This window comes from Pseudomonas sp. W17 (genome assembly GCF_040268305.1).
Classification (GTDB): domain Bacteria; phylum Pseudomonadota; class Gammaproteobacteria; order Pseudomonadales; family Pseudomonadaceae; genus Aquipseudomonas; species Aquipseudomonas protegens.
The window spans coordinates 4,183,966-4,205,577 of record NZ_CP158490.1; the positions used below are offsets into that span (position 1 = coordinate 4,183,966).

The following is a 21,612-nucleotide window of genomic DNA, read 5'->3' on the forward strand; positions in this document are numbered from 1 at the left end:
CGCAGTGATCACCGGCCAATCGATGGCACACTCCACGCTTTGCCAGCAACGGGACAATGAGCATGGCGATTCCCCAGGACCGAGAGCAACTGCTCCAGGCCATCGACAGCAACTTCAACGCCTTGAACGCGGCGCTGGACCAGGTGCCCCTGGCCCGGGTCGACGAACGCAGCCTGGAAGGCCACGTCAAGGGCACGCAAATCAGCGTCAGCGAGCTCGTAGCCTACCTGCTGGGCTGGAGCGATCAGGTCCTGGAGTGGCTGGACAAGGACCTGGCCGGGCGGCCGATCGCCTTTCCAGCCGAGGGCTTCAAGTGGAACGAACTGGGCCGGCTGGCGCAGAAGTTCTACCGGGACTACGAGGCCATTCCCTACCCGCAACGACGGCAACGCCTCGACGCGGCCCGGCAGCGGATCGTCAGCCTGATCCAGTCACGTGACAACGCCGCGCTCTACCAATGCCCCTGGTACGGCAAGTGGACCCTGGGCCGGATGATCCAGCTCAACACCGCCGCGCCCTACGCCAACGCCCGGGGCCGCGTGCGCAAGTGGCTCAGGAACACAAGCAGCACACCGCCCCATGCCTGAAGCGGCGCCGCTCGGGATGCGTCAAGTGCCGATGGGGAGCGGCAATAGCTGGGCAAGGACGACAGGGCCCGGGACGATTTCAGGCCAGGCGTTTGTGCAGGAAGAAACGCTGGTGCTGCGGCGGGAAATCCTCCAGCCGGCCGAATTCGCTGAAGCCGTGCCGCTGATAGAACTGCGGCGCCTGAAAGTCGAAGGTATCGAGCCAGATGCCGATACAGCCCTTTTCCCGGGCCAGCTCCTCGGCCATGTTCAGCAATTGCGAGCCCGTGCCCTGGCCCCGTGTCTGCTCGGGGACCGCCAGCAGCTCGATGAACATCCAGCGATAGAAAATCTCCGCCTGCAGGCCACCGAGAATCTCACCGCTGTGCTCGTCGCGAACCACCAGGGCGATGGCCTCGGGCTTGGGATCGCCCGCCTGGGCCCGGTTGTGGGCCCGCAAGGGCTCGAGGATCGCAGCGCGCACCTCCGGACCCGGGTTCATCAGCATGTCGATACGCGTATTCATTCGCCGTTTCCTTGGATGATGGCTGTGCCGGACCGGGGTGAAAGCGCTCCACGATCCTCCCTGGAGGATCGTGGGTTTGGCAAGGCTGCGCTACCTGGCCGTCGCTGCCGCAACTAGCGGCTGACGTACTGCTGGGTCTTGCTGTCGTAGACATAGGTGAGGTTGTCTGCGGCCGCCAGCGAACGGACCTTTCCCGGGCCCTCGAAGGTAGTGCCGCTGACCTTGACCTGCACCTGCGGCAGCGACTCCTGGCCGGCGACGAAGCTCAGCTCACCGTCGCTGCCGATGCAGGGCATGACCGCGCCGTCGTCGCAGGCCGCGGAGTTGTCCTCGCCGGTGCGCACCTGGCCAACATAGGACCAGACCCAACCATCGTCTTCGGGTTTCTTGTTCGGATTGAACACCAGCATGGTGTAGCCCCTGGTGATCACCCCATCGTCGAAAGTGGCCGTGGGCACCGCCAGCAGCAGGCGGCCGTCAGCGGTACGGTGCTCAACGGCCTTGCGCTTGGTGTCCACCTCCTCGGGCTTCTCGCGGCCGCCGAAGAAGCCGATCTTGCGTTCGATGCTGCGGATGGAATAGGCCTGCTTCTGGCCTGGGTTGGTGAGTTCGAAGGTGGCATCGGCCAGCCGTACCTGAACCTCCGGCGCGGCAAAATCCTCGCCCTCGCGGGCGGCGCGGTCCCGGGTGTGCCAGACAAAGGTGGCGTAGTAGTGCTTGCCGTCGAAGTCCAGCTCCTGGCCGTACCAGAAGGTGGCGGTAACGCCGTCTTCCAGCTCCACCTCTTCATCCTGGTCTGGCACCTCGACGTTCTGCATCACCGCCAGCACTGCGCCGGGAGGGATCGGCGCACCGGCCTGGGCCAGCATCGAAGCCGCCAGCATGCACGGCGCCAGCAGCCAACCGGCCAGTCGCGCAGCCAGCCGGCCTTCCTTGTGCAGACCTGTATTGCTCTTGATTTTCATCCCTGGAACATCCCTGTAGAACCGATGAGGAAACGCCGGCCACGCAAGTGGCCAATGGCATGACGCGCGATCATATAGCCAGCGTTTCATCAGCGACAAGATGCTGGCAAATGGCAAGCGCAGGCCGCCGGCAAGCGCAGCACCGGGCAAGGCGCGCTTGTTCCTGCGCCAGCCTTGTGAGAGGTTGCTGCCTCACTCGACCTGAAGACCGCCATGGATATTCGACCGACGCAAACCAAGGACTGGAGGCTGTTGAAGCAAGTTCGTCTCGCCGCGCTGCAGGACGCCCCGACCGCGTTCGGGGTCAGCTACCAGAGTGCCGCCCGATACAGTGACCAGCAGTGGCAGGAACGTGCCTCGGGCGCGACCAGCGCATTCTGGCTGGCCATCGAGGATGGCCAGCCCCTGGGAATGATCGGCGCCGCGGTCAGTGAGGCAAACCGCTACAACCTGATCGGTATGTGGGTCGCACCCGCGGCCCGTGGCTCCGGCGTGGCGGCCCGGCTGGTGGAAGCGGTGAAGTCGCGCGCACGGGAACAAGGCCATGAGCGGGTGTTCCTCGACGTCTCCCCCGCCAATGCCAGGGCCGCGAGTTTCTATCTGCGCCAGGGGTTCGCGTTCATTGATGAGTGGGAGCCTTTGCAAAGCCACCCCCACATCCAGGTGCAGACCATGCTCTGGACAGTGCAGGGCTGACTGCAACGGCCCCTTCGGCATCAGGCACGCCGGTAAGCCCTCGCCAACTGGCCACCCGCGGCTGCCGCGAGGGAACCGGCCCCCGCTGGCAGGTCATCAAGCGCGGCGCAGTCGTCGGCATCAGTGGGCCGATGAACGAAAGCATCGACGGGATCGAAAGAATCGGTGTAGGCAGTGTCAAGCTGATTCCGGTGGCCGCGCCGGATCATCCCCTGGCTGCCAGCGATGCCAACCTGACCGGCGCCGGGCCCGGCGGCGCGATGGCTGATCGAACGGTTCCTGCAACAGGTCTCGACGCCGCCGGCCATCCAGCCCCAGGCATAAGGCCTGGAGCCGGCAACGCGCTGAGCGTGGGACATTGCGCGGCTCGGTAGCTTGTCGTACGGGCCGGCGGTGATTGGCACCGGGCCCTGGCAAGCGGCCGCCTGGCGCACTCAGCCCAGCAACTCGTTGATCCAGCGCACCTGCCGGGCCATGTCCTGCACCTTCTCTTCGGGCACCGCCTGTGCCCGGCTGAAGTTTTCCAGGGTGCGCTGTTTCAGGCGCAGCAGGCGCTGCCATTTGGCCAGGAACGCCGGGCTGCGGGCCTGCAGCTGCAGAGGGCCGAAGTACAGCTCCCGGGGGCTGTAGCTCACCGGCCCTGTGCGCTCGGCGACGATGATTTCGTAGTCGAAACGGTTTTCCCGCAGCACCTCTTCGCACAGGATGCGGTAGCCGTTGTCCATCAGCCACTGGCGCAGGGGCTGCTCGCCCCCGTTGGGCTGCAGGATCAACCGCTCCTGGCCATTGAGGCGCGCCTTGCCGGCTTGCAGCAGGTCACGGATGGTCTCGCCGCCCATGCCGCACAGGCTGATGGCGCTGATGGCGTCGCCCGGTTCGATCGCCGCCAGGCCATCGGCCAAGCGCACGCTGACCTGCTGCTCCAGGCCGTTGTCGCGCACCGTGCGCCGGGCCGCGTGGAACGGCGTCAACGCCACCTCTCCGGCCACCGCCGCGCTGATGCTGCCGCGCAGCAGCAAGGCCACCGGCAGATAGCCGTGATCCGAGCCGATATCGGCCAGGCGTGCGCCGGTTGGTACATGCGCCGCCACGCGCGCCAGGCGCATGGACAATGTCTGCTGATTCAACTGCTGCCCCTTTTCACCACCAAGGTCCGGCACCTTGTGCCGGATCGGGGGGCGATTCTGGCGAGCAATGCCGGGCATTTCAAATTTATGCGACCGGGGCCGGGGATGCGGGTGCCGCAAAGGCCCGCTCCGGACAGGGTCGAAAGCAGCGTCCTCCATGGCGGGTTTCTGAGCGCAGGCAGACCTTCGTTGCTGGCCGCGTGCAACCTGGTCAGTGATAGACTGCGCGCCCATTGGGGAGGTGAAAAAATGCTGTGTCCGGAATGTGAACAAGGCGAAGTAACCCAGGTTCAAGTGCGGGCAACGCAGGAAATCCTGCACCTTTGCCAGGAGTGCGAGTTGCTCTGGCTCAGCGCCGAGGTCATTGGCACCGAGCCTTTCAACAGCTTCACGTCCTACATGGAGGAACTGGGTTTACCGCCGCTCTGGAGCTCGCTGTATGTGCTTGAACCCGAAAAGATCTCCAGCCCTCAGGCACGGAAATACCTGCGTTCGGTCGGCTCGATCTAGGTTGCTCGAGCCACAACGACGATAGCCTCCCCCACACTCAGAAGCGCAAGAGATGAACTACCAACTCTGGATGGAACCGGATGACTGCCAGACCTTCTGTCTGAGCGGCCCACAGGGAAACACCGCACGCAAACTGCTTCACCCCGACGCCCGGCTTGTGTGGGAAGTGCAAGCCCCCAGCCACTTCGAAGCAATGACCCGGTACTACGCGTACATGCAGTGGGGCGAATACAAGAGCGACCTTCCCGAACAGGAGTCCATGCCTTGAACACCGCCCAGCAGGTGGGCATAGCCCCCGAGTTCATCATTCTGCAAACCGACCATTGGGTGCTCAATCATCACCTGTCGTCCGCCCTGCCCGGCTACCTGATGCTGGGCTCGCGATCCCGGGTCAATTCACTGGCCGAGCTGCCCGAGAGCGCCCTGACGGAGTTGGGCGGCCTGCTCGCCAGGGTGCAGAAAAACCTGGAGCTGCAGCTCAAACCCAAGTGGCTGTACATCAGCCGGTACGGCCATGCCCCCGGCTACCCCATCCATTTCCACTTTATTCCGGTGTACCCCTGGGTCGAGGAGCTGTTCTGGAGTGATCAGCGCTACCGGCTGCTTGAAACTTTCGCCCATGAGGAAAACGCCCTGTCACTGACTGACGGGGCGGAACTGACCCTGTTCATCTGGCGCGAATTCGGCGAAAACCCGCAACCGCCGGCCATTCAAGGGCCCTCCATCGAACAGGTCATCAAAGCCTTGCGCAGCGCCTTCAACTAGCAATGGCCCGTGGCGCTGCGCGCTGTTCTCCGCGCCCCAAGGCAAGCCCCCTTACCTGGCGGTCTTCTTCAGGGAAACCGGGATGCCCCACACCAGGTCTTCCATGCCGGTGTCCCCTTGCAGGCGGGTTTTCATCGGTTCGATACGCGCCAGCACCCGGCGTCCTGTGTCGTTGACATTCGCCAGCTCCTTGTCGCTGAACTTCTTGACCAGTTCCACGGGGGCCGGCCTCACGTAGACCTGGATATCCCGCAGTGCGCATTTGATGTTCTGCGGGTCGATAGCCTTGCAAGTCTTCTTGTCGTAGCTCACGGCCGGGGTTTTCAGGTGGAAGCGGTCGCTGAGCAGTATCTGGCCGGGCTGGATACTGAAGGCCAGGGGCGCGTAGGCGTCGGGGATCTGAGCCTTCAACTTGACGGACTGGACATCACGGATCTTGGTGCCTTCGGTCCAACCGCCTTCCGACACCTGCCGGCGCGTGTTGTATTGCTGCTCTTGCCAGGCCACGCACTGGCCGGAGGCGACATGCACGGTACTGCAGACATTCTGGGTGTGGGTGGTATCCGCGTAGGAAGCGTCGCGCCAGTATTGTTCCTTGACGAACTGGCGATACAGCACCGCAGACATGTCCACCGAACCACGGGCACTGCTGGCCGGCTGGCCCTTTGCGGCGCCTACCTGGGCCAGGCTGCTGTCGATCCTGTAATCAATGCCGCCGGACATCAGGTAGGTTCCCGGCGGGACGATGTGCACTTCAAGGAAGTCCCAGAGAAATACGGTTTCCTTGATTTTCTCCAGGTCGTTATTGGCGAAGGACTGCATGTAGCCCTGGCCCGGCTGGTCCTTGTTGCTGAAGATCACGCGATGGGAATAGCTGGAGAGGTCGGTCACGCTCTTGTTGGGCATGAGCGCCGGCACCAGCACCACGGACATACCGTCCCGGGTCGCGCCATCGATGATCTCCAGGAGCTGGTTGGTCGGGTTCTGCGTGGCGCTGCCATTGAGGTCGGAACTGCCCAGCGGGGCACAGGCGCTCAAGAGCGTGACTGAAACCAGAACAGCCAGGGGGCGGAGGCGCTTTACCAGGGTCTTCATTGGATATCCTTATCTGTAACGCAGCGAGGGCCAGATCCCTTTGGCAATACCGCTCAGGTCAGGGGCGAGTGCCGGCCAATGGGGGCGAAAGCGGCCTACTTTACTGGGTCGACCCGCCGCAGTAAAAGGCCGGCGCAGCAAGGCCGCACCTTGCTGCCTGGTCCGGAGAGGGCCGCCCGCATCCTAGAACTTCGCCTGCATCCCCACCCGCAGCGTGCGCCCCGGTGCCGGCATGAAGCTCTGCGCCAGCGGGTCCAGGTAGTAGCGGTCGGTGAGGTTCTGCAGCGACACGTTGAGGCTGGCGTCTTCCTTCAGTTTGTAGTTGAGGAACAGATCGACCAGCGCCACTTCGCGGTAGTTCAGTTGCGGCGTGGTGGCGCCGGTCTGCCAGGGCTTGTCGGCGGTAACCGTGGGGCCGGAGGTGTAGGTGATGCGCGTGCCGAGGGTCAGGCTCTGATCGAAGAAGCGCAGGCCAGTGGTCAGATTGCCGGCAAAGCGTGGCGGGTTCTGGGTGTTGGTGTAGGAGCCCATGAAGCTGCCCGGGGTGCAGTCCGGGGTGTCGGCGGTTTTCTGGTAGGGGTTGCTGGTGGCGCGCAGGGTGGCCGCGAAAGCCGCGTCGCAGGTTTCGGTCTTCAGGTAGTAGGTGGACGACAGGTCGGCAAACACCCGCCCGGCATCGTAGCGGGTCTGCAGCTCCAGACCGCTGGTTTTGTAGCTGTCGGTGTTGCTGAAGCGCATCAGGCCCCACAGGCCCGGGCTCGGGTCGTAGTAGCGGGTGATGTAGTTCTTGATGGTGTTGTTGAAGTAGGCCAGCTTGAACGCCGCCGAGTCGTCATCCACCAACAGGCCCTTTTGCAGGGTGCTGGCGCCGATCTCCCAGTTGCTCGAACGCTCGGGCTTGAGGCCCTTGCCGGGCATCGTCTGCTGCACGCCCTGGCTGGTTTCGAACAGCGACGGCATGCGAAAGCCCTGGGTATACGAGGCATATACGAAGGTGTCCGGCAGCACTTCGATATTGATACCGAAGGCCGGGGCAAAGGCGCCACCGCTGTTGCTGTTCTTGCCGGAGTAGTTGTAGCCGGTGACCACTTCGCCGACCTCGGACGGATAGACCGTGGAGTCGGTGGCGCCAAAGTCGTTGTAGCGCACGCCCTCGAAGGGGAAGTTGGTGTTCTGGAAGACGATGCCGTTGTTCAGGCGCGGGTCGGTGGCGTCGGTGTACTGGCCGTTCTGGTCGGGGAACCACATCATGTTGCCGGAATTGTCGCCGTTGGAAACCCGTAGGTAGCGCAGGTCACGTTCCTCGCGACGCGCCGTGGCCGTGGGCACGTGATCCTTGCTGCGATAGTGGGTGTAGCGCCCTCCGCCCCACAGGGTGAGGCTGTCCACCGGCTTGTACTCCAGCTTGCCGTTGAAACTGAACTCCTGCCGCGAACCTTCGCGCAGCATGCGGTTGGCGTTGATATCGTCCTGGGTGGTGGCCACGCTTTTCTGCGGGCGCAGTTCCTCCAGCTGGAACGAGCTGCCCAGGTCCAGCTTCAAGTCGCCGTAGCCGGTCTCGAAACGCGAGGTATTGGCCAGGCCACCGCCCACCCGGCGATCGGCCTGGCGGCTCCAGTTGCGGTCCGAACGGTAGGCCTGGGATGCCGGCGCCGAGACGGCGGTCAACTGGCTGGTCTGCGCATCGGTCATCCACAGGTCGGCGCTCAGGTCCACCAGCGGGTTGCCTGCAGGCAGGTAGTTGTAGCGCGCGGTGTAGGTGTCGATCTGGGTATGGCCCAGGGGGTACTGGTAGATGCCGCCAGTGCCGAAACGGAAGATGTCCGAGGGCATGATCTCGCCGATGCGTCCGTCGTAGCGCCGGTAGCCCAGGTCGAAGGTGTGGCCGTCCGCCGGGCGCAGGGTGGTCTTGAGCAGCCAGGATTCGGTCTTCGACGAGGAGTTCAGCACTTCTTCCCCGGCGTTGTAGGTGGTGGCGACGCTGGTCTCTTCATCGCCGTAACGGTCATAGGTGCGGTAGCGATCCTGGCCCTTCTTGCCGGCGAAATAGTTGCCCTGGTTGCGATGGGCGTAGGCCGCCACCACATCGAAGAATTCATGGGAATAGGCGAACGCGGCACTGCCGGCCTCGGCCTCCGAGCCGAACAGCCCGCCGCGGCTCTGATGCGGCTCGGAGTACAGGTCCTGGGTCTTGGAGTGCGGATCGCGGGAGGCCGGGGCCACACCGTTGTTCCAGACATCACCCTTGAGCCGCAGGCCGATATTCTGACCGTCCTTGAGGATGTCGCCGACCCCGAGGGTGCGCATCTTCACCGTGCCGCCTATGGCACTGGAGGTCAGGCTCGGGCCCTTGTCGATGGCGATGTCGCTGATCATGTCCGGGTCGATGTAGCTGCGTTGCTGAGTCCCGGCATAACCGCGATAGACATCCAGCGCCTGCTGCGAACCGTCCACCGTCACCGCCACCCGGCTCTGGCCCTGGATGCCGCGGATGTTCACATCCAGGCCGCCGCCATTGCGGCTGTCACCGACCTGGACCCCGGGCTGGCCCTTGAGCATGTCGCCCACCGACACCACGCCAAAGCGCTGCAGGTCGTCGGCGGAGATGTACACCGACGAACGCGGCGCCCGGTACACCTCCTCCTCGTCAGGGTTCTCGCCCTTGATCTTCTGCGTCGGCAGCGACACCGCATCAGAGCGCAGGCGCAAGGCATAGCCGCCGTCGGCCTGGCGCACGTAGCCCAGGCCGGTGCCCGACAGCAGCTGGTTCAAGCCCGCCTCGGTATTGAAATCCCCTTGCAGGCCCTGGCTGGTCTTGCCTGCGGTGAGCAGCGCACTGCCGGCCATGCTGATGCCCGCCTCGGCGCCAAAGCGCGACAGCACCTGGTCCAGGGGACCGGCGCCGATGCTGTAGTGGCGCTCGCCGGCAGCCAACACCACTTCACTACAGAGCGGCTGCAAACCGAGCAACAGCAGGCCGAAGGTATGGGTACGCAAGACACGAGCAGGGAAAATCATGCAGGGCTCCTAGGGATCGAAACCCACCTGTGCCGGTGGGTAATACCTGAAGGCCAAGCCAGATCGAAAAAACTATCGCGCCGGTGAAAAAAAAGTGTCAGGCCGGCACCACGGTCACCCAGTAACGGGTTCTTCGCTCAATGCGCACCGGCAAGGTATTGGCTACCAGGGCCAGGGCGGCATCGGTGTCGTCCAACTGAAAACTGCCGGTTACGCGCAGGCCCGCCACGGCTTCGCTGCAACGCAAGAAGCCCGGGCGATAGCGCGACAGCTCTGCCAGCAACTGATCCAGGCGCATGCGCTCGGCGGGCAGGATGCCGCGCATCCAGGCCTGGGCCAGAAACGTATCGATGGGGCTTGGCCGCCCTGCTCCCCGGCCATCGACTCGGGTTTGCCAGCCGGCCTGCAACGCCAGCGGTGCTGGGTGCTGCCGTGCGCTCACCTGCACCAGCCCGCGCAACACCGTCACCTGGGTGCCCAGGCGATCGTGACGCACCAGCAGGTTGGCACCACGGCTATAGAGCACCGCATCCGAGGTCGACAGTTGCAGGGATGCAGAGGCCGCCGGGGTGTCCAGGGCCAGTTCGCCCTCGATCAATTGCAGGCTGCGCTGCCGGGCGCTCAGGTCCAGGTTCACCGCACTGGCGGTGTTCAGCCATAGCGAGCCACCGTCGGCCAGGGCCCAATGGCGTCGCTCGCCGACGCCGGTGCGATAACTGGCCAGAGCTGAGCGCACCAGGGTGGAATCCGCCCCCTGCCAGGAAATGCCCCCCAACAGCCCCAGGGCCAGCAGGCACTTGAGCACCTGTCGCCGTCGCTGCGGATCGGCGCCCGCCGCTTGCAATGCCCGGCGCGCCGTGGCATCGGCCAACAGATTGGCCCCTGGCTGCAACATCAGCGGCAGGCTGCTGACCCGCTGCCACGCGTATTCATGCTCGAGGCTGGCTTGCCGCCACTGCTGCAGGGCCTGATGGTCCGCGGCGCTCATCAGCCCGGACTGCATCCGCACCAGCCAATCGATGGCGTTGTCCCGCACTCGGGGATCGACCGCAGCGCCACTCATTCAAAACGGCTCGCGTAACAGACACTGAACGCCTTGCCCATGGCCCGCTGCACCTGGGCCACGGTCAAGCCCAACTGCGCAGCGATCTGCGGATAGGTCAGGCCATCGAGCTGGGACAGAAAGAAAATCTGCCGCACCCGTGACGACAAGCCCACCAGCAGCGAATCCAGCTGCAACAGGGTCTCGATCATCAGATGCCGCTCCTCCGGCGAAGGCTCCTCCCCCACCGGCCGCGCCGCCAGGGCTTCCAGATAAGCCCGTTCGATCGCCTGGCGGCGCCAGCGATTGATCAGCAGGCCGTTGGCAATGGTGGCCAGAAAGGCCATGGGCTGGCGCAACTCACGCACATCCTCCTGGGAGCGCAGCACCCGGATAAAGGTGTCATGGGCCAGGTCCTCGGCATCGGCACTGTGCCCCAGGCGCCGGTGTAGCCAGCCCCGCAGCCAGCCGTGATGGTTCGCATACAACTGGGCGACGGGCGAAGAGAGGCTGTGGTTGTGCATGGCAGATTCGCATTAATGATAATGCTTCTCATTTTATGATTTTGCGATGCACGTTGTACAGGGTGGGAAGCGGCCGATTGCCGCAAGGGAATGGGCCCGCCCTCCCACATCCGGCTACCGGGGACGGGCGCCAAGCGAGCATTTCAGAGCTTTTGCGGCTGCGCCCGGCACTTCCCGCAGGCACATCCCGCCCGCTCTTCGCGTCGCAGAATCAGGAAGTCTGCCGGTCGATGTCGCGCCGAAGCACCACCGCCGTGGTGATGTCCTCGACCGACTCATGACTGGCTACGGCATCCCGGACTCGGTTCAGGTCATCAATGGTGCGGGATTCGATCTCGATCACCAGATCGAGCTGGCCACTGACCGAAGAGATGCGTCGCACCTGGGAGTGCTGGGCCAGCATGTCCAGCAGGCTGATGGCCGGCGTGCGTTTCAGGCACACCAGAAACATGGCGCGAATCACGTTGGCGTCGATTTCGCCAATATCCGCCCGGTAGCCCCTGATCACGCCATTGCGCTCAAGGTTGAGGACACGCTCGCTGGTAGCGCTTCTGGACAGTCCGATTCTCGCGGCCAGGGCCTTCAGGGCAATCCGCGCTTCTTTAGACAGAATGTCCAGTATTTCGCGATCTTTCACGTCCAGGTCGCGCATCAAGACTCCTCACTTTGACTACCGAATTTGTGCCGGTCGATTCCGACAATATGCAGGCCAACACCGACCGCATACCTACTGCCGTCAAGGATTTCGCATGCCAAGCTAACTGAAAACAATAACTTGGAAAACCATTACCATGACCAACCTTTCCCATCCCGCCCCGCAGTTCTCGCCCCGCGATGCCGAACAACTGGCCGAGCAGCTTTTCAATGTCGTCGCCACGGCCTCGCCCCTGGATGGCGAGCGCGACTGCAACTACCGGTTGAACACTGCAAGCGATGCGGGGTGGATTCTGAAGGTGGTCAATTCGAGTGAACCGCGTACTGAAAGCGAGCTGCAGACGGCCATCCTCAGCCACCTCGCCAACTACAACCCCGAGCTTGCCGTGCCGCAGCTGAAGAAGAGCCTTGCCGGTGGCTTCCTCGCCTCGGCCATGGCGCCCTCCGGTGAAACCCATGCGGTGCGCCTGGTGAGTTGGCTGCACGGTACTCCCCTGGCCGAGGTCAAGCGCACGTTCGAACTCATGCGCAGCCTGGGCCAATCGTTCGCCGACATGGATCGTGCGTTGCAGGGCTTCATGCATCCCGGTGCGGTGCGCGACCTGGACTGGGACCTGCGGCACGCCGCGCGCTCCAGATCGCGCCTGCATTTCGTCAAGGATCCTGGCCGACGAGCCATTCTGGAGCGCTTCATTTCCGCGTTCGAAAACACGGTACAACCCAGGCTTGCGCGGTTGCGCACGCAGGTCATTCACAATGACGGCAATGACTGGAACATCCTCGTCGACCCGCAGACTCATCAGCAGGTCTCGGGCATCATCGACTTTGGCGATGCCGTGCATACGGTGCTGATTGCCGAAGTCGCCATCACCTGCGCCTACTCCATTCTCGACATGGAGGACCCCATCGGCGCGGCCGCCGCGCTCACCGCCGGCTTCCACGAGCGCTACCCGCTGCAGCCGCAAGAACTGGACGTGCTGTTCAACCTGATCGCCATGCGCCTGGTCATCAGCGTCACCTTGTCGGCCTCGCGCCACGAGCAGACCCAGGACAACCCTTACCTGGCCATCAGCGAAGCCCCGGCCTGGCGCCTGCTGGAAAAAATGGACCGCATGAACCCGCGCCTGGCGACGGCGATCCTGCGCAAGGCCTGCGGTTATGACGCGATAGAAGGTGCCGGGGCGGTTCGCCGCTGGGTGGATGAAAACCACCACTCCTTCGCGGACATCGTGCATCCGGCGGCGGCGACCCTGAACAAGGCCATTGTGCCGTTCGCCGATGCCGCCCATGTGCTGACGGTCGCCTCCGCCGAGCAACGTCCGGCAGAGGCGGCGAAATGGTGGAACGATTTCGCGGCTGAACATCAAGTGCCACTGGGCATCGGCCCCTGGGGCGAAGAACGGACCATCTACACCGATGCGGCATTTGAATCGCGCTTCATTGCAGGGCAACGTCGGATCATTCACCTGGGCGTCGACTTGATCATGCCGGCCGGAACGCCGCTGTACACACCGCTTGCCGGCGTAGTGCGCAGCGTCGAGGTCGAGCGTGAACCGCTGGGCTATGGCGGCGTGATCATGCTTGAGCATTCGCCTGAGGGCTGCCCGCCGTTCCTGACCCTGTGGGGGCACATGGCCCACGAAGCGCTGACCCGCCTCAACCCCGGGGACCGTCTTGAGGCGGGCGCCCTGGTGGGCCACATGGGCGCGGACACGGAAAACGGCGGCTGGCTACCCCATGTGCACTTCCAGATGTCCACCGATACCCAGCTGCAAGCGAGCGAGTTCATCGGCGTCGGTGAGCGCGCCTACCTTGAGGTGTGGGCCGACCTGTTCCCGGATGCATCGACCCTGGCCGGAATTCCTGCGGAAACCTACAGCCAGGAAGGCAGAAGCAAAGCAGAGATCGTGGCCAAGCGTAAACAACTGCTGCTGCCCAACTTATCGATTTCCTACTCGGACCCGATCAAGTTCGTACGCGGTGATGGAGTCTGGTTGATAGACAACTTTGGCCGGGCCTACCTGGACTGCTTCAACAACGTCTGCCACCTGGGCCACTCCCATCCCGACGTGGTACAGGCCCTGGCGCGCCAGGCTTCACGCCTGAACACCAACACCCGCTACCTTCACGACAGCATCGTGGAGTACGCCGAGCGGCTCACCGCGACCTTGCCCGAAGGCCTGGCGGTGGCCTCCTTCGGCTGTTCAGGCAGCGAAGCCAATAGCCTGATGCTGCGCATGGCGCGCAATCACACCGGGCGCAACGATGCCATTGTGCTGGACTGGGCCTACCACGGCACCACCCAGGAGCTGATCGACCTCAGCCCCTACAAGTACAAGCGCAAGGCCGGCAAAGGCCGTGCAGAACACGTATTCGAGGCGGCCGTGCCGGATGCCTACCGCGCCGCGGATCACTGGCCGTTCGAGGAGCTGGGCAAGCGTTTCGCGCAAAGTGTCGCCGAGCAGATCGATAGCATGCGCAAGCAGGGCCGGGCCCCGGCGTTCTTTCTCGCGGAGTCCATTCCCAGCGTCGCCGGGCAACTGTTTTTCCCGGAAAACTACTTGCAGGAAGTCTATGCAATGGTGCGTGCCGAGGGCGGCCTGTGCCTGGCCGATGAAGTCCAGGTCGGCTTTGGTCGAGTGGGCAGCCACTGGTGGGCCTTTGAAACCCAGGGCGTGGTGCCCGATGCGGTGTCCATGGGCAAACCCATTGGCAACGGCCACCCGATGTCGGCAGTGGTGACCACCCGCGAGATCGCCGATAGCTTCAACAATGGCATGGAGTACTTCAACACCTTCGCCGGCAACCCGGTTTCCTGTGCCGTGGGGCTCAGCGTTCTCGATGTGATTGAACGCGACAACCTGAAACTCAACGCACTGACGGTGGGCAACTACTTGCTCGATGGCTTTCGCACGCTGCAGCAGCGCTACGATGCCATTGGCGACGTACGCGGCCTGGGGCTGTTCCTCGGGATTGAACTGGTCACCGATCGCAAGAGCAAGGCTCCCGCTACGCAACTGGCCAGGAGGGTCGCCGATGGTGCCCGGGAGCGCGGCATTCTGATCGGCACCGAAGGCCCCTACGACAACGTACTGAAAATGCGCCCCTCGATGATTTTCAGCCAGAAGAACGCCGACTTCCTGCTTGAGGTCCTGGACGAAAGCTTCAAGGCAGCACTGCGCTAGAGCATCAGGATCGAGGCCGCAGCGCTCCAAACCGGGCTGGCCGACATAGTGTCGGCCAACTCCGGCAATGTGTCCGGCACGCGGACACCTTGCCGGGTGCTTTGCGCAATGACCTGTGCAAAGCTTTTCCCGAGGCCAGGGTGAAGAGCCCACAACAAAAAATAATAATTCTTCAAAGGTGCCATCCCATGCTAACCAGAACGCTCAAGGGTCTGCTTGCCGCATCCACCGTCGCCGCCGCGGCGCTCCTCTGCCCCGCAGCCGCTCAGGCTGATGACTTGCAATCGATCCGGGAATCCAGAGAAATCCGCATCGCCATGAGCGGGCAATACTCGCCCTTCAGCTTTGCCAACGAGCAGAACCAGATCGTCGGCTTCGACGCCTCCATCAGCGAAGCCCTGGCCCAACGGCTCGGGGTGAAAGTCAGCATCGTCACCACGCCCTTCGACGGAATAATCGCCGGACTCCTGGCAAAAAAATACGACGCCATCATCGCCTCCATGACCATTACCCCGGAGCGCCTGAGGGCCGTGGACTTCGTCGGCCCCTACTACCACGCCGGCCGCACCATCGTGGTGAAAGAGGATTCGCCGATCAACAGCCTGGATGACCTGAAGGATGTGAAGGTGGGCGTCACCCTGGGCGATGCCCACGACAAATGGGCCAGGGCGCGGGGCAACTTGAAGGTGAAAACCTATAAAGGGCTTCCCGAGATGCTGGTCGACCTGGAAGCCGGACGCCTCGACGCGCTGGTGATGGACAGCGTTCCGGTACTGGTGGCCGTCAAGGAAACCGGGCAGAAAGTGCGCATCATCACGCCACCCGACAGTGAAGGTGGGGTTGAAGGCATGGGCATTGCGCTGCGCAAGAACAACCCCGAGCTCAAGGCGGCGATGCAGCAGGCACTGAACGACATGCTCGCCGATGGCAGCTACGAAAAGATCTCGATGAAGTGGATCGGCAAGGACATTCGCTGACTCATCTTCAGCCTGGCTCGACCTGGGGTCGGGCCGGTCAACCTGACCTTTTCGAGCCTGCCCATGGATCTGACACTCATACAGCGCACCCTGCCGTTTTTTCTGGAGGCGGCCTGGGTCACGGTGCACGTTTCGCTACTGGCACTGCTGCTGGGCCTGCTGGTCGCCATCGTGCTGGTGGCGGCCCGGCTGTCCGGCTTTTTCCTGCTTCGCTGCCTGGCCAGGGTCTACATCAGCGTTTTTCGCGGCACGCCCTGCCTGGTCCAACTCTTCCTCCTCTACTTTGGCGGCCCGCAGATCGGCCTTGAGCTGGAGCCGTTTTCCGCTGGCGTCATCGGCCTGGGCCTGAACATCGCGGCCTACATGGCTGAATCCATTCGCGGCGCCATCAGCAACGTCGATCCCGGCCAGGTCGAAGCGGCCCGTTCAATCGGTTTCGGCAAGGGCCAGACCCTGTGGCTGATCACCCTGCCGCAAACCGCCAAGCTGATGATCAGGCCACTGGGGGTCAATGCGGTCGCGCTGATCAAGGGCTCGGCCCTGGTGTCGACCATCTCGGTGGTGGAACTCTCCTATACAGCACAGCGCTTTATCAGCTCCACCTACAAGCCATTCGAGATCTTCATGGTGTCGGCCATTTTGTATATCGCCATGGTCTACACGGTCAGATTGCTGGTTGACCACCTCGACAAACGCTTCGCGGCAAAGTGAGACGCGTCAATGCAAAGCCTCGATCTCAGTATTCTCACCCCCTATTCCGAGCTGCTGGCAACCGGACTCTGGTGGACCATCGTCCTGTTCCTCTGCTCCAGCGTATTGAGCCTGATAGCGGGCATAGCCTTCGCCCTTATCGTGCTCTACACCCCCAAACTGGTATCCCTTCCCATACGCTTCATGACCTGGCTGCTGATGGGCACCCCCCTGCTGCTTCAGCTGTACCTGATCTATTACGGCCTGGTGCAAGTGGGGATCGATATCCCGGCCCTCGCGGCCGGCATCATCGGCCTGAGCCTGCATTTTGCGGTCTACAACGCCGACGTGATTCGGGCCGGAGTCCTGTCGGTCGACCCCGGGCAGATTGAAGGTGCGCGCTCCATTGGCCTGAGCCGCAGCCAGGCGCAACGCTACGTGGTGGTGCCACAGGCACTACGCAATACCCTGGCCCCGCTGGGCAACAACCTGATCGTCCTGCTCAAGGACACCTCCCTGGTGTCGATCATCGGCATCGCCGAACTGGTCTACAGCGCCCAGCGCGCCGTGAGCGAAACCTACAGCCCGTTCGAGTTCTATCTGGCCGTCGCGGTGATTTATTACGCGGTCAATCTTGTCCTGGAAGCTGGCCTGCACCTTCTTGAAAATAAGGTAGAGATGTCACGATGACCACCGAAAAGCTCATGGTTGAAGTCAAGGGCGCGCGCAAGGCGTATGGCGCACTTGAAGTGCTCAAAGGCATCGATCTGTCTGTCTCGCGCGGACAGATCATCGCCATCATCGGCCCCAGTGGTTCGGGCAAAAGCACCCTGCTGCGCTCGATCAACCACCTGGAAGTGCTGAACGAGGGGGAGATCTGGCTGGAAGGCGAACACGTCAACCGCCCCTTGAAAGGTCGAGCCTTTGAACAGCACATCAATAGCGTGCGCCAGCAGATGGGCATGGTGTTCCAGCACTTCAACCTGTTCCCGCACCTGACCGTGCATGAAAACATCGCCCTCGGCCCGATCAAGCTCAAAGGGCTGACCAGGCCAGCCGCTCGCGAGCTGGCCATGGAGTACCTGTCGAAGGTCGGCCTGGCCAACAAGTTCGACGAGTACCCTTCTCGCCTGTCCGGCGGGCAGAAACAGCGCGTGGCCATTGCCAGGGCCCTGGCGATGCGCCCCAAGGTCATGCTGTTCGATGAAGCCACCTCGGCGCTGGACCCCGAGCTGGTGGAAGAGGTCAACCAGGTCATGAAGCAACTCGCCGCCGAACACATGACCATGTTGATCGTCACCCATGAAATGCGCTTTGCCGGCGAAGTGGCGGACCGGATCATCTTCATGGACGGTGGCGTGGTGGTCGAAGAAGGCGCGCCACAAGAAATCCTGCAAAACCCGACTCACGAACGAACTCGGTCGTTCTTGAAAAAGCATTTGCATGCCTGAGGCACAGAGTCAAAGGGGGATGTCGGGGGCCGTTGTAGATGACATGCTCTCGCGCCATCTCGAATTTGCGCATGACCCGGCGCAAGCGAGACGCCTTGCCGCCAATGGAGACACCGCAAACAAAAGCCCTGATATGGCGACAACTGGCCGCCAAAAATAGCTGAGCGCTCAGCTGGAAGCGTCGTTCAACCGCTGCAGCGCTAGTTGCTCGGCAGCACTGGCTTCGAGCTTTGCACGCTCTTCATCCAGATACCGATAAATGCTTTGGAAGTTGGCGATTTTCTGTTTGATTTCTGCCATCTTTTTTTCAATGAGCTTGGCGCCCTCGGCGCAGTCGATCAGCTTGTTGCGCTGCGCATCGAGAATCTCGCCTATTTCCCCCAGGGAAAACCCCATGCTTTGCGCGCGCTGGATGAAGTCAAGATCCTGCAGAGTTTGTGCGTTGTAAACACGATAGTTGTTCGTTCGCCGCTGCGATGAGATCAGGCCGATTTGCTCGTAGTAACGCAGCGTATGACGGCTGGCGCCGCTGCGGGCCTCGATTTCACCAATTTTCATGAAAACACCACTTGACCATAGAGTTGGGTCGATAGTTTACGCTTGGTTTCTCACCTTCAACAAGGAACAGGGAAATGAGCGTGGAGTGCTTTGTCACCGGGGGTACCGGCTTCATCGGTCAACATTTGCTGGCACACCTGAGTGCAAAAGGTCACACCGTTCGGGTGCTGATGCGTCGCCCGGAGCGACTCGCGGCACTGCGGGAGCAAGTCGACCATTTGGGCGGCTGCGCCTCCCGGGTATTGGCCGTGGCCGGCGATCTGGAACGGGATCAGCTCGGGCTGAGTCCTGCCGACCGAGAAGCGTTGAGGCACGCCAGAGTCGTCTTCCACCTGGGTGCCCACTTCGCCTGGGGGCTTACCTTGGAACAGTCTCGTGCGGTGAACGTGGAAGGAGCCAAGCGCGTGGCGCTGCTGGCGGCTGAGCAAAACAGCCGGTTGGTGATGATCGGCGGCTACATGCTGCAAAATCATGAACACCTGCGACGCATCGGCATCGATCCTCACCATCCGCAGCGGACCGATTGGCCTGCGCTTTACCGGCATGTCGGTGGTTACGAGGCGAGCAAGCTGGAAGCGCATTTTGTGACCCTGGAGACCATGTCCGCCAAGGGCGGAGAGCTGACCGTTGTCCACCCCGCGACAGTGTGTGGCCACAGCCGCACGGGGCATATCCTCGACGGCCAGCCGCTGGTGGCGCTGATACGCAACCTGGTGCAGGGAAAGCTCACGGCCGTGCCCGGTACCGCCAGGCACTGGCTGCCACTGGTCACCGTGGACTACCTGGTGGAGCTGATGACGGCGAGTGCTTTTGATCCGGCCATGGCGGGCCAGGAACTGCTGGCGCTGGATGCGCAAACGCCCAACTTGCGAGAAATGTTGGTGCAGGTGGCACAACCTTTGGGCTTGAAGTCTCCCAAGCATCACGTTTCGCTCCGACTGCTGAAGTGGCTACTGAGCATTCCTCCCGTCGCGCGATTCATGAATACCCAACCCGAAGCCTTGGACTTCATCCAGACCACTCGTTTTGATACCGCGGCCGTCGAGCAATTTGCTAGCAGGCATGGCATAGCCAAACCGGATATACGTCAGTCGTTGCAGCACACTGCAACCTTCGTCAACGCTCATTGCATGGCCAAGGGTCAGGCCGGCTGACCTCTCCCTTCAAGGTCGGCAGTGTCCTGCCGGACGAACTCACTTACCCCCCCATCACCACCGGGAGTGCCGGGAGTTTCGTCCACTCAAACTGTGCGCCGCCGATGCAGGGCGGCATTCTATCGAACAACCATTCAGCGACAGGGATCGTCATCGATGCCATCCACTTTCAGCAAAGGCGTCATATTTGCACTGTGCGCTGCGGCACTGAACGCAACGATCGGTGTACTCAGCAAAGTCCTCATGAATAATGATTTCACCGCGAGCAGTGTCGCTGTCATCAAGACCCTACTGGGTTGCGTGCTGCTATCAATCTTGCTGTTTTTCCTCAAGCGCCCGGAGAAATCGAGCCAATGGATCCAGGCAGCTATCTGCGCATTTCTTGGCATCTTTGTGCTGTTCCACTTCGAAACCTCCGCCTATCGACACTACGCGGCAGCAGGTGTGGTGGTGGTCCTGATGGCCAGCGCTTCCATTTCCTCGATCATTCTGGGGCGCATTTTCCTCAAGGATCCCATCACCGCGAACGCCACCGTTGGCGCCGCACTGGCCATCGCCGGGATCTCAGTGATCTTCGGCGGCGACCTGCAGCAGGGTTTTACCCTGCAAGGTGCGGCGCTTGCCGCCATGGCCGGCTGCGGCTATGGGGCCTTTTCGGTTGCCATGAAGCGCATGGGGGTGTCGGGAGGACTGCATTTCACTCGCCAATTGTTGTTCTTCGGCGGCCTGTACCTGCTGCTGCCAGCGGCAGCCGATGGATTCACAATGGGCGAGCTGTCGCCGCTGGCGATCGCCGCCCTGCTGGCGCTGGCCACGCTGCCGACAATCCTGGGCTTCTTCTGCACTACCAAGGCCATCGAATATCTCAAGCCATCCCAAGTGCAAGCCCTGGAGCTGACCGAGCCGCTGTTCGCCGCGCTGCTGGCGTTTGTGGCGCTCAATGAAGTTCCCCGTGAAAGCCTGTATGCAGGAGCGGCACTGATCATCCTCGGCCTGTGTTTCTCCAATGAACTGATTCGCTTGGGCAGCAAAGCATCAGTCGCGTCGGCCGAATGAGCTGCTCTGGGTCTCTGATTACTCTGGCGATCGGTGTTTTGTTAAGTGTTTCAAGGCACTGGCCGCGTCACAAGGCCTTTGAAAAAGTGCAGGTCAGCGCGGTCACCATCGGCACCGGGCTCAAAGCGTCTTGTGCTGACAGTCAGCACAAGACGCCACACAGCAGCCGGAAGTGGACAATGACCGGCTGCAACACTACCGTCTCCATTCTCAACCCGCCCCCCCTCCCCCAAAAAACGCCCAAGGGATGGAGATGAAATTCTTGCCCCGCCACGCAGGCACGCGCCGGCCCTGGTACGTAACGTTGCTCTGGATAGCGCTGCTGTTGTGGCTGGCCACTCATTGGGACTTCGCGTTGCCAAGGGTGAATGTCCACTACTCGCCCTCAGGCCAGGACGCGCTCAGGTACATCTGGAATGTCCAGGATCGGATTGATAAAGGAGGAATGCTTCCCGGAGGCGGCGCAACCGATCATGGCGCACTGTTCCCGGACGAGGAGTTCTTTATGGAGTTTTCGTGGTGGAGCAAAATCACCAGGCGTAATCATTGCATCAGCATCAGCCCGCAATGGCCCACTACCGATATCTACCTGAACGCCGACGGCGACATCGACCAAGGTCAGACAAGTGCAACGAATATCAGCCGGTTGGCAGCCTGTCGGTGGGATCGAGCCAAGCCTTAGATTGATATCACTGGCGCCTCAATCAGTCGTTCTTGAATCCCGGCAGTCCCTGGGCTTTGCGCCACTGCTTCACTGTCTCAGTAACACCCTCGGCGGAATGATCCGCACCGGGCTCAGGGTGGAAAATCAGGTCGTAGCCATCTGGATGGCCTGCGAGATTACTGAACCTTTCAAGCAACTCACCTAGCTCATCTGCCGTCCCGCCCTTGTTGACGACCCGGATGTCTTTGACGAAGGAAATGAATTCGGCCTCGGTAAAATCAGAGATATCTTCCATGCTGTGCTTATTTATCCTTGTGAAGGTCATTGTGATTTCGCGGGGTGTTAACCCTGAATGTTTATGCGTCGGACGCCGCCGCCTCGACAGTGCG

At 62.2% G+C, this 21,612-nt stretch carries 23 protein-coding genes and 1 pseudogene; 14 read left to right on the plus strand and 10 right to left on the minus strand.

What is annotated here, in order from left to right; genetic code table 11:
• Nucleotides 1-62 precede the first annotated feature (62 nt).
• Entirely contained in the window at nt 63-587 is a 525-nt protein-coding gene (locus ABCR88_RS19290) for a ClbS/DfsB family four-helix bundle protein (RefSeq protein WP_232642513.1), read from the plus strand.
• 79 nt (nt 588-666) lie between these two features.
• Here the strand turns inward: ABCR88_RS19290 and ABCR88_RS19295 are convergent, their stop codons facing one another.
• Nucleotides 667-1,092, minus strand: coding sequence for a GNAT family N-acetyltransferase (locus tag ABCR88_RS19295; RefSeq protein WP_232642514.1), 426 nt, complete (start codon nt 1,090-1,092; stop codon nt 667-669).
• 113 nt (nt 1,093-1,205) lie between these two features.
• Nucleotides 1,206-2,057 carry a hypothetical protein gene (locus ABCR88_RS19300; RefSeq protein WP_041117412.1) on the minus strand — a complete coding sequence of 284 codons (852 nt, stop codon included), beginning with the start codon at nt 2,055-2,057 and terminating at the stop codon, nt 1,206-1,208.
• Nucleotides 2,058-2,270: 213 nt separating this feature from the next.
• On the opposite strand from ABCR88_RS19300, the gene ABCR88_RS19305 reads away from it, so the two are divergent.
• Together ABCR88_RS19305 and ABCR88_RS19310 are read left to right on the plus strand one after the other, a co-directional pair.
• A complete protein-coding gene (locus ABCR88_RS19305; protein ID WP_015635142.1) occupies nt 2,271-2,753 on the plus strand; it encodes a GNAT family N-acetyltransferase in 483 nt (160 codons plus the stop codon).
• A gap of 92 nt (nt 2,754-2,845) precedes the next feature.
• Nucleotides 2,846-3,001, plus strand: a pseudogene (locus tag ABCR88_RS19310) (LysR family transcriptional regulator); the annotation flags it as partial.
• A 186-nt stretch (nt 3,002-3,187) separates the two neighbouring features.
• Here ABCR88_RS19310 and ABCR88_RS19315 read toward each other — a convergent pair.
• Nucleotides 3,188-3,880, minus strand: a complete 693-nt coding sequence (locus ABCR88_RS19315; protein ID WP_309295742.1) for a tRNA (adenine(22)-N(1))-methyltransferase TrmK — start codon at nt 3,878-3,880, stop codon at nt 3,188-3,190.
• Here ABCR88_RS19315 and ABCR88_RS19320 point away from each other — a divergent pair.
• The 3 genes from ABCR88_RS19320 to ABCR88_RS19330 are packed head-to-tail and all read left to right on the plus strand — an operon-like array spanning nt 3,833 to nt 5,155.
• Nucleotides 3,833-4,390, plus strand: a complete 558-nt coding sequence (locus tag ABCR88_RS19320) for a hypothetical protein (RefSeq protein WP_236186924.1) — start codon at nt 3,833-3,835, stop codon at nt 4,388-4,390. The genes ABCR88_RS19315 and ABCR88_RS19320 overlap by 48 nt on opposite strands.
• Before the next feature lie 52 nt (nt 4,391-4,442).
• Nucleotides 4,443-4,658 carry a hypothetical protein gene (locus ABCR88_RS19325; RefSeq protein WP_236186925.1) on the plus strand — a complete coding sequence of 72 codons (216 nt, stop codon included), beginning with the start codon at nt 4,443-4,445 and terminating at the stop codon, nt 4,656-4,658.
• 14 nt (nt 4,659-4,672) lie between these two features.
• A complete protein-coding gene (locus ABCR88_RS19330; protein WP_053151489.1) occupies nt 4,673-5,155 on the plus strand; it encodes a hydrolase in 483 nt (160 codons plus the stop codon).
• A gap of 51 nt (nt 5,156-5,206) precedes the next feature.
• Here ABCR88_RS19330 and ABCR88_RS19335 read toward each other — a convergent pair whose 3' ends face one another.
• The 5 genes from ABCR88_RS19335 to ABCR88_RS19355 form a co-directional block, all read right to left on the minus strand.
• The gene (locus tag ABCR88_RS19335; RefSeq protein WP_072452398.1) at nt 5,207-6,250 is read right to left on the minus strand and encodes a hypothetical protein; all 1,044 of its coding nucleotides are present in this window, start codon (nt 6,248-6,250) and stop codon (nt 5,207-5,209) included.
• Nucleotides 6,251-6,433: 183 nt separating this feature from the next.
• The gene (locus tag ABCR88_RS19340; RefSeq protein ID WP_350403123.1) at nt 6,434-9,268 is read right to left on the minus strand and encodes a TonB-dependent receptor; all 2,835 of its coding nucleotides are present in this window, start codon (nt 9,266-9,268) and stop codon (nt 6,434-6,436) included.
• 97 nt (nt 9,269-9,365) lie between these two features.
• Nucleotides 9,366-10,331: a FecR domain-containing protein gene (locus tag ABCR88_RS19345; RefSeq protein ID WP_053150696.1), complete on the minus strand. Its 966-nt coding sequence runs from the start codon at nt 10,329-10,331 to the stop codon at nt 9,366-9,368.
• The gene (locus ABCR88_RS19350) at nt 10,328-10,834 is read right to left on the minus strand and encodes a sigma-70 family RNA polymerase sigma factor (protein ID WP_011060663.1); all 507 of its coding nucleotides are present in this window, start codon (nt 10,832-10,834) and stop codon (nt 10,328-10,330) included. Before ABCR88_RS19350 ends, ABCR88_RS19345 begins: the two co-directional genes overlap by 4 nt.
• A gap of 211 nt (nt 10,835-11,045) precedes the next feature.
• The gene (locus ABCR88_RS19355) at nt 11,046-11,486 is read right to left on the minus strand and encodes an Lrp/AsnC family transcriptional regulator (protein ID WP_011060662.1); all 441 of its coding nucleotides are present in this window, start codon (nt 11,484-11,486) and stop codon (nt 11,046-11,048) included.
• A gap of 139 nt (nt 11,487-11,625) precedes the next feature.
• Between ABCR88_RS19355 and ABCR88_RS19360 the strand changes: the two genes are divergently transcribed.
• From ABCR88_RS19360 to ABCR88_RS19380, 5 genes are all read left to right on the plus strand, one after another.
• Complete coding sequence (locus tag ABCR88_RS19360) at nt 11,626-14,673, plus strand: aminotransferase class III-fold pyridoxal phosphate-dependent enzyme (RefSeq protein ID WP_041117395.1); 3,048 nt, start codon at nt 11,626-11,628, stop codon at nt 14,671-14,673.
• 188 nt (nt 14,674-14,861) lie between these two features.
• Nucleotides 14,862-15,650: an ABC transporter substrate-binding protein gene (locus tag ABCR88_RS19365; RefSeq protein WP_041117391.1), complete on the plus strand. Its 789-nt coding sequence runs from the start codon at nt 14,862-14,864 to the stop codon at nt 15,648-15,650.
• Nucleotides 15,651-15,713: 63 nt separating this feature from the next.
• The gene (locus ABCR88_RS19370; protein ID WP_011060659.1) at nt 15,714-16,361 is read left to right on the plus strand and encodes an amino acid ABC transporter permease; all 648 of its coding nucleotides are present in this window, start codon (nt 15,714-15,716) and stop codon (nt 16,359-16,361) included.
• A gap of 9 nt (nt 16,362-16,370) precedes the next feature.
• Complete coding sequence (locus ABCR88_RS19375) at nt 16,371-17,030, plus strand: amino acid ABC transporter permease (protein WP_015635133.1); 660 nt, start codon at nt 16,371-16,373, stop codon at nt 17,028-17,030.
• Complete coding sequence (locus ABCR88_RS19380; RefSeq protein WP_047285775.1) at nt 17,027-17,791, plus strand: amino acid ABC transporter ATP-binding protein; 765 nt, start codon at nt 17,027-17,029, stop codon at nt 17,789-17,791. Before ABCR88_RS19375 ends, ABCR88_RS19380 begins: the two co-directional genes overlap by 4 nt.
• A gap of 168 nt (nt 17,792-17,959) precedes the next feature.
• On the opposite strand, the gene ABCR88_RS19385 is transcribed toward ABCR88_RS19380, so the two are convergent.
• Nucleotides 17,960-18,349, minus strand: coding sequence for a MerR family transcriptional regulator (locus tag ABCR88_RS19385; protein WP_015635131.1), 390 nt, complete (start codon nt 18,347-18,349; stop codon nt 17,960-17,962).
• A gap of 74 nt (nt 18,350-18,423) precedes the next feature.
• Between ABCR88_RS19385 and ABCR88_RS19390 the strand changes: the two genes are divergently transcribed.
• The 3 genes from ABCR88_RS19390 to ABCR88_RS19400 all read left to right on the plus strand — a co-directional run bounded on the left by ABCR88_RS19390 (nt 18,424) and on the right by ABCR88_RS19400 (nt 21,241).
• Nucleotides 18,424-19,503, plus strand: a complete 1,080-nt coding sequence (locus ABCR88_RS19390) for an SDR family oxidoreductase (RefSeq protein WP_015635130.1) — start codon at nt 18,424-18,426, stop codon at nt 19,501-19,503.
• A 156-nt stretch (nt 19,504-19,659) separates the two neighbouring features.
• Nucleotides 19,660-20,559 (plus strand): EamA family transporter, encoded by a 900-nt coding sequence (locus tag ABCR88_RS19395; RefSeq protein ID WP_015635129.1) that lies wholly within the window; start codon nt 19,660-19,662, stop codon nt 20,557-20,559.
• Nucleotides 20,560-20,812: 253 nt separating this feature from the next.
• A complete protein-coding gene (locus ABCR88_RS19400) occupies nt 20,813-21,241 on the plus strand; it encodes a hypothetical protein (protein ID WP_080644476.1) in 429 nt (142 codons plus the stop codon).
• Between the two features lie 22 nt (nt 21,242-21,263).
• Here ABCR88_RS19400 and ABCR88_RS19405 read toward each other — a convergent pair whose 3' ends face one another.
• Nucleotides 21,264-21,518, minus strand: a complete 255-nt coding sequence (locus ABCR88_RS19405; RefSeq protein ID WP_041117385.1) for a bacteriocin immunity protein — start codon at nt 21,516-21,518, stop codon at nt 21,264-21,266.
• Nucleotides 21,519-21,612 lie beyond the last annotated feature (94 nt).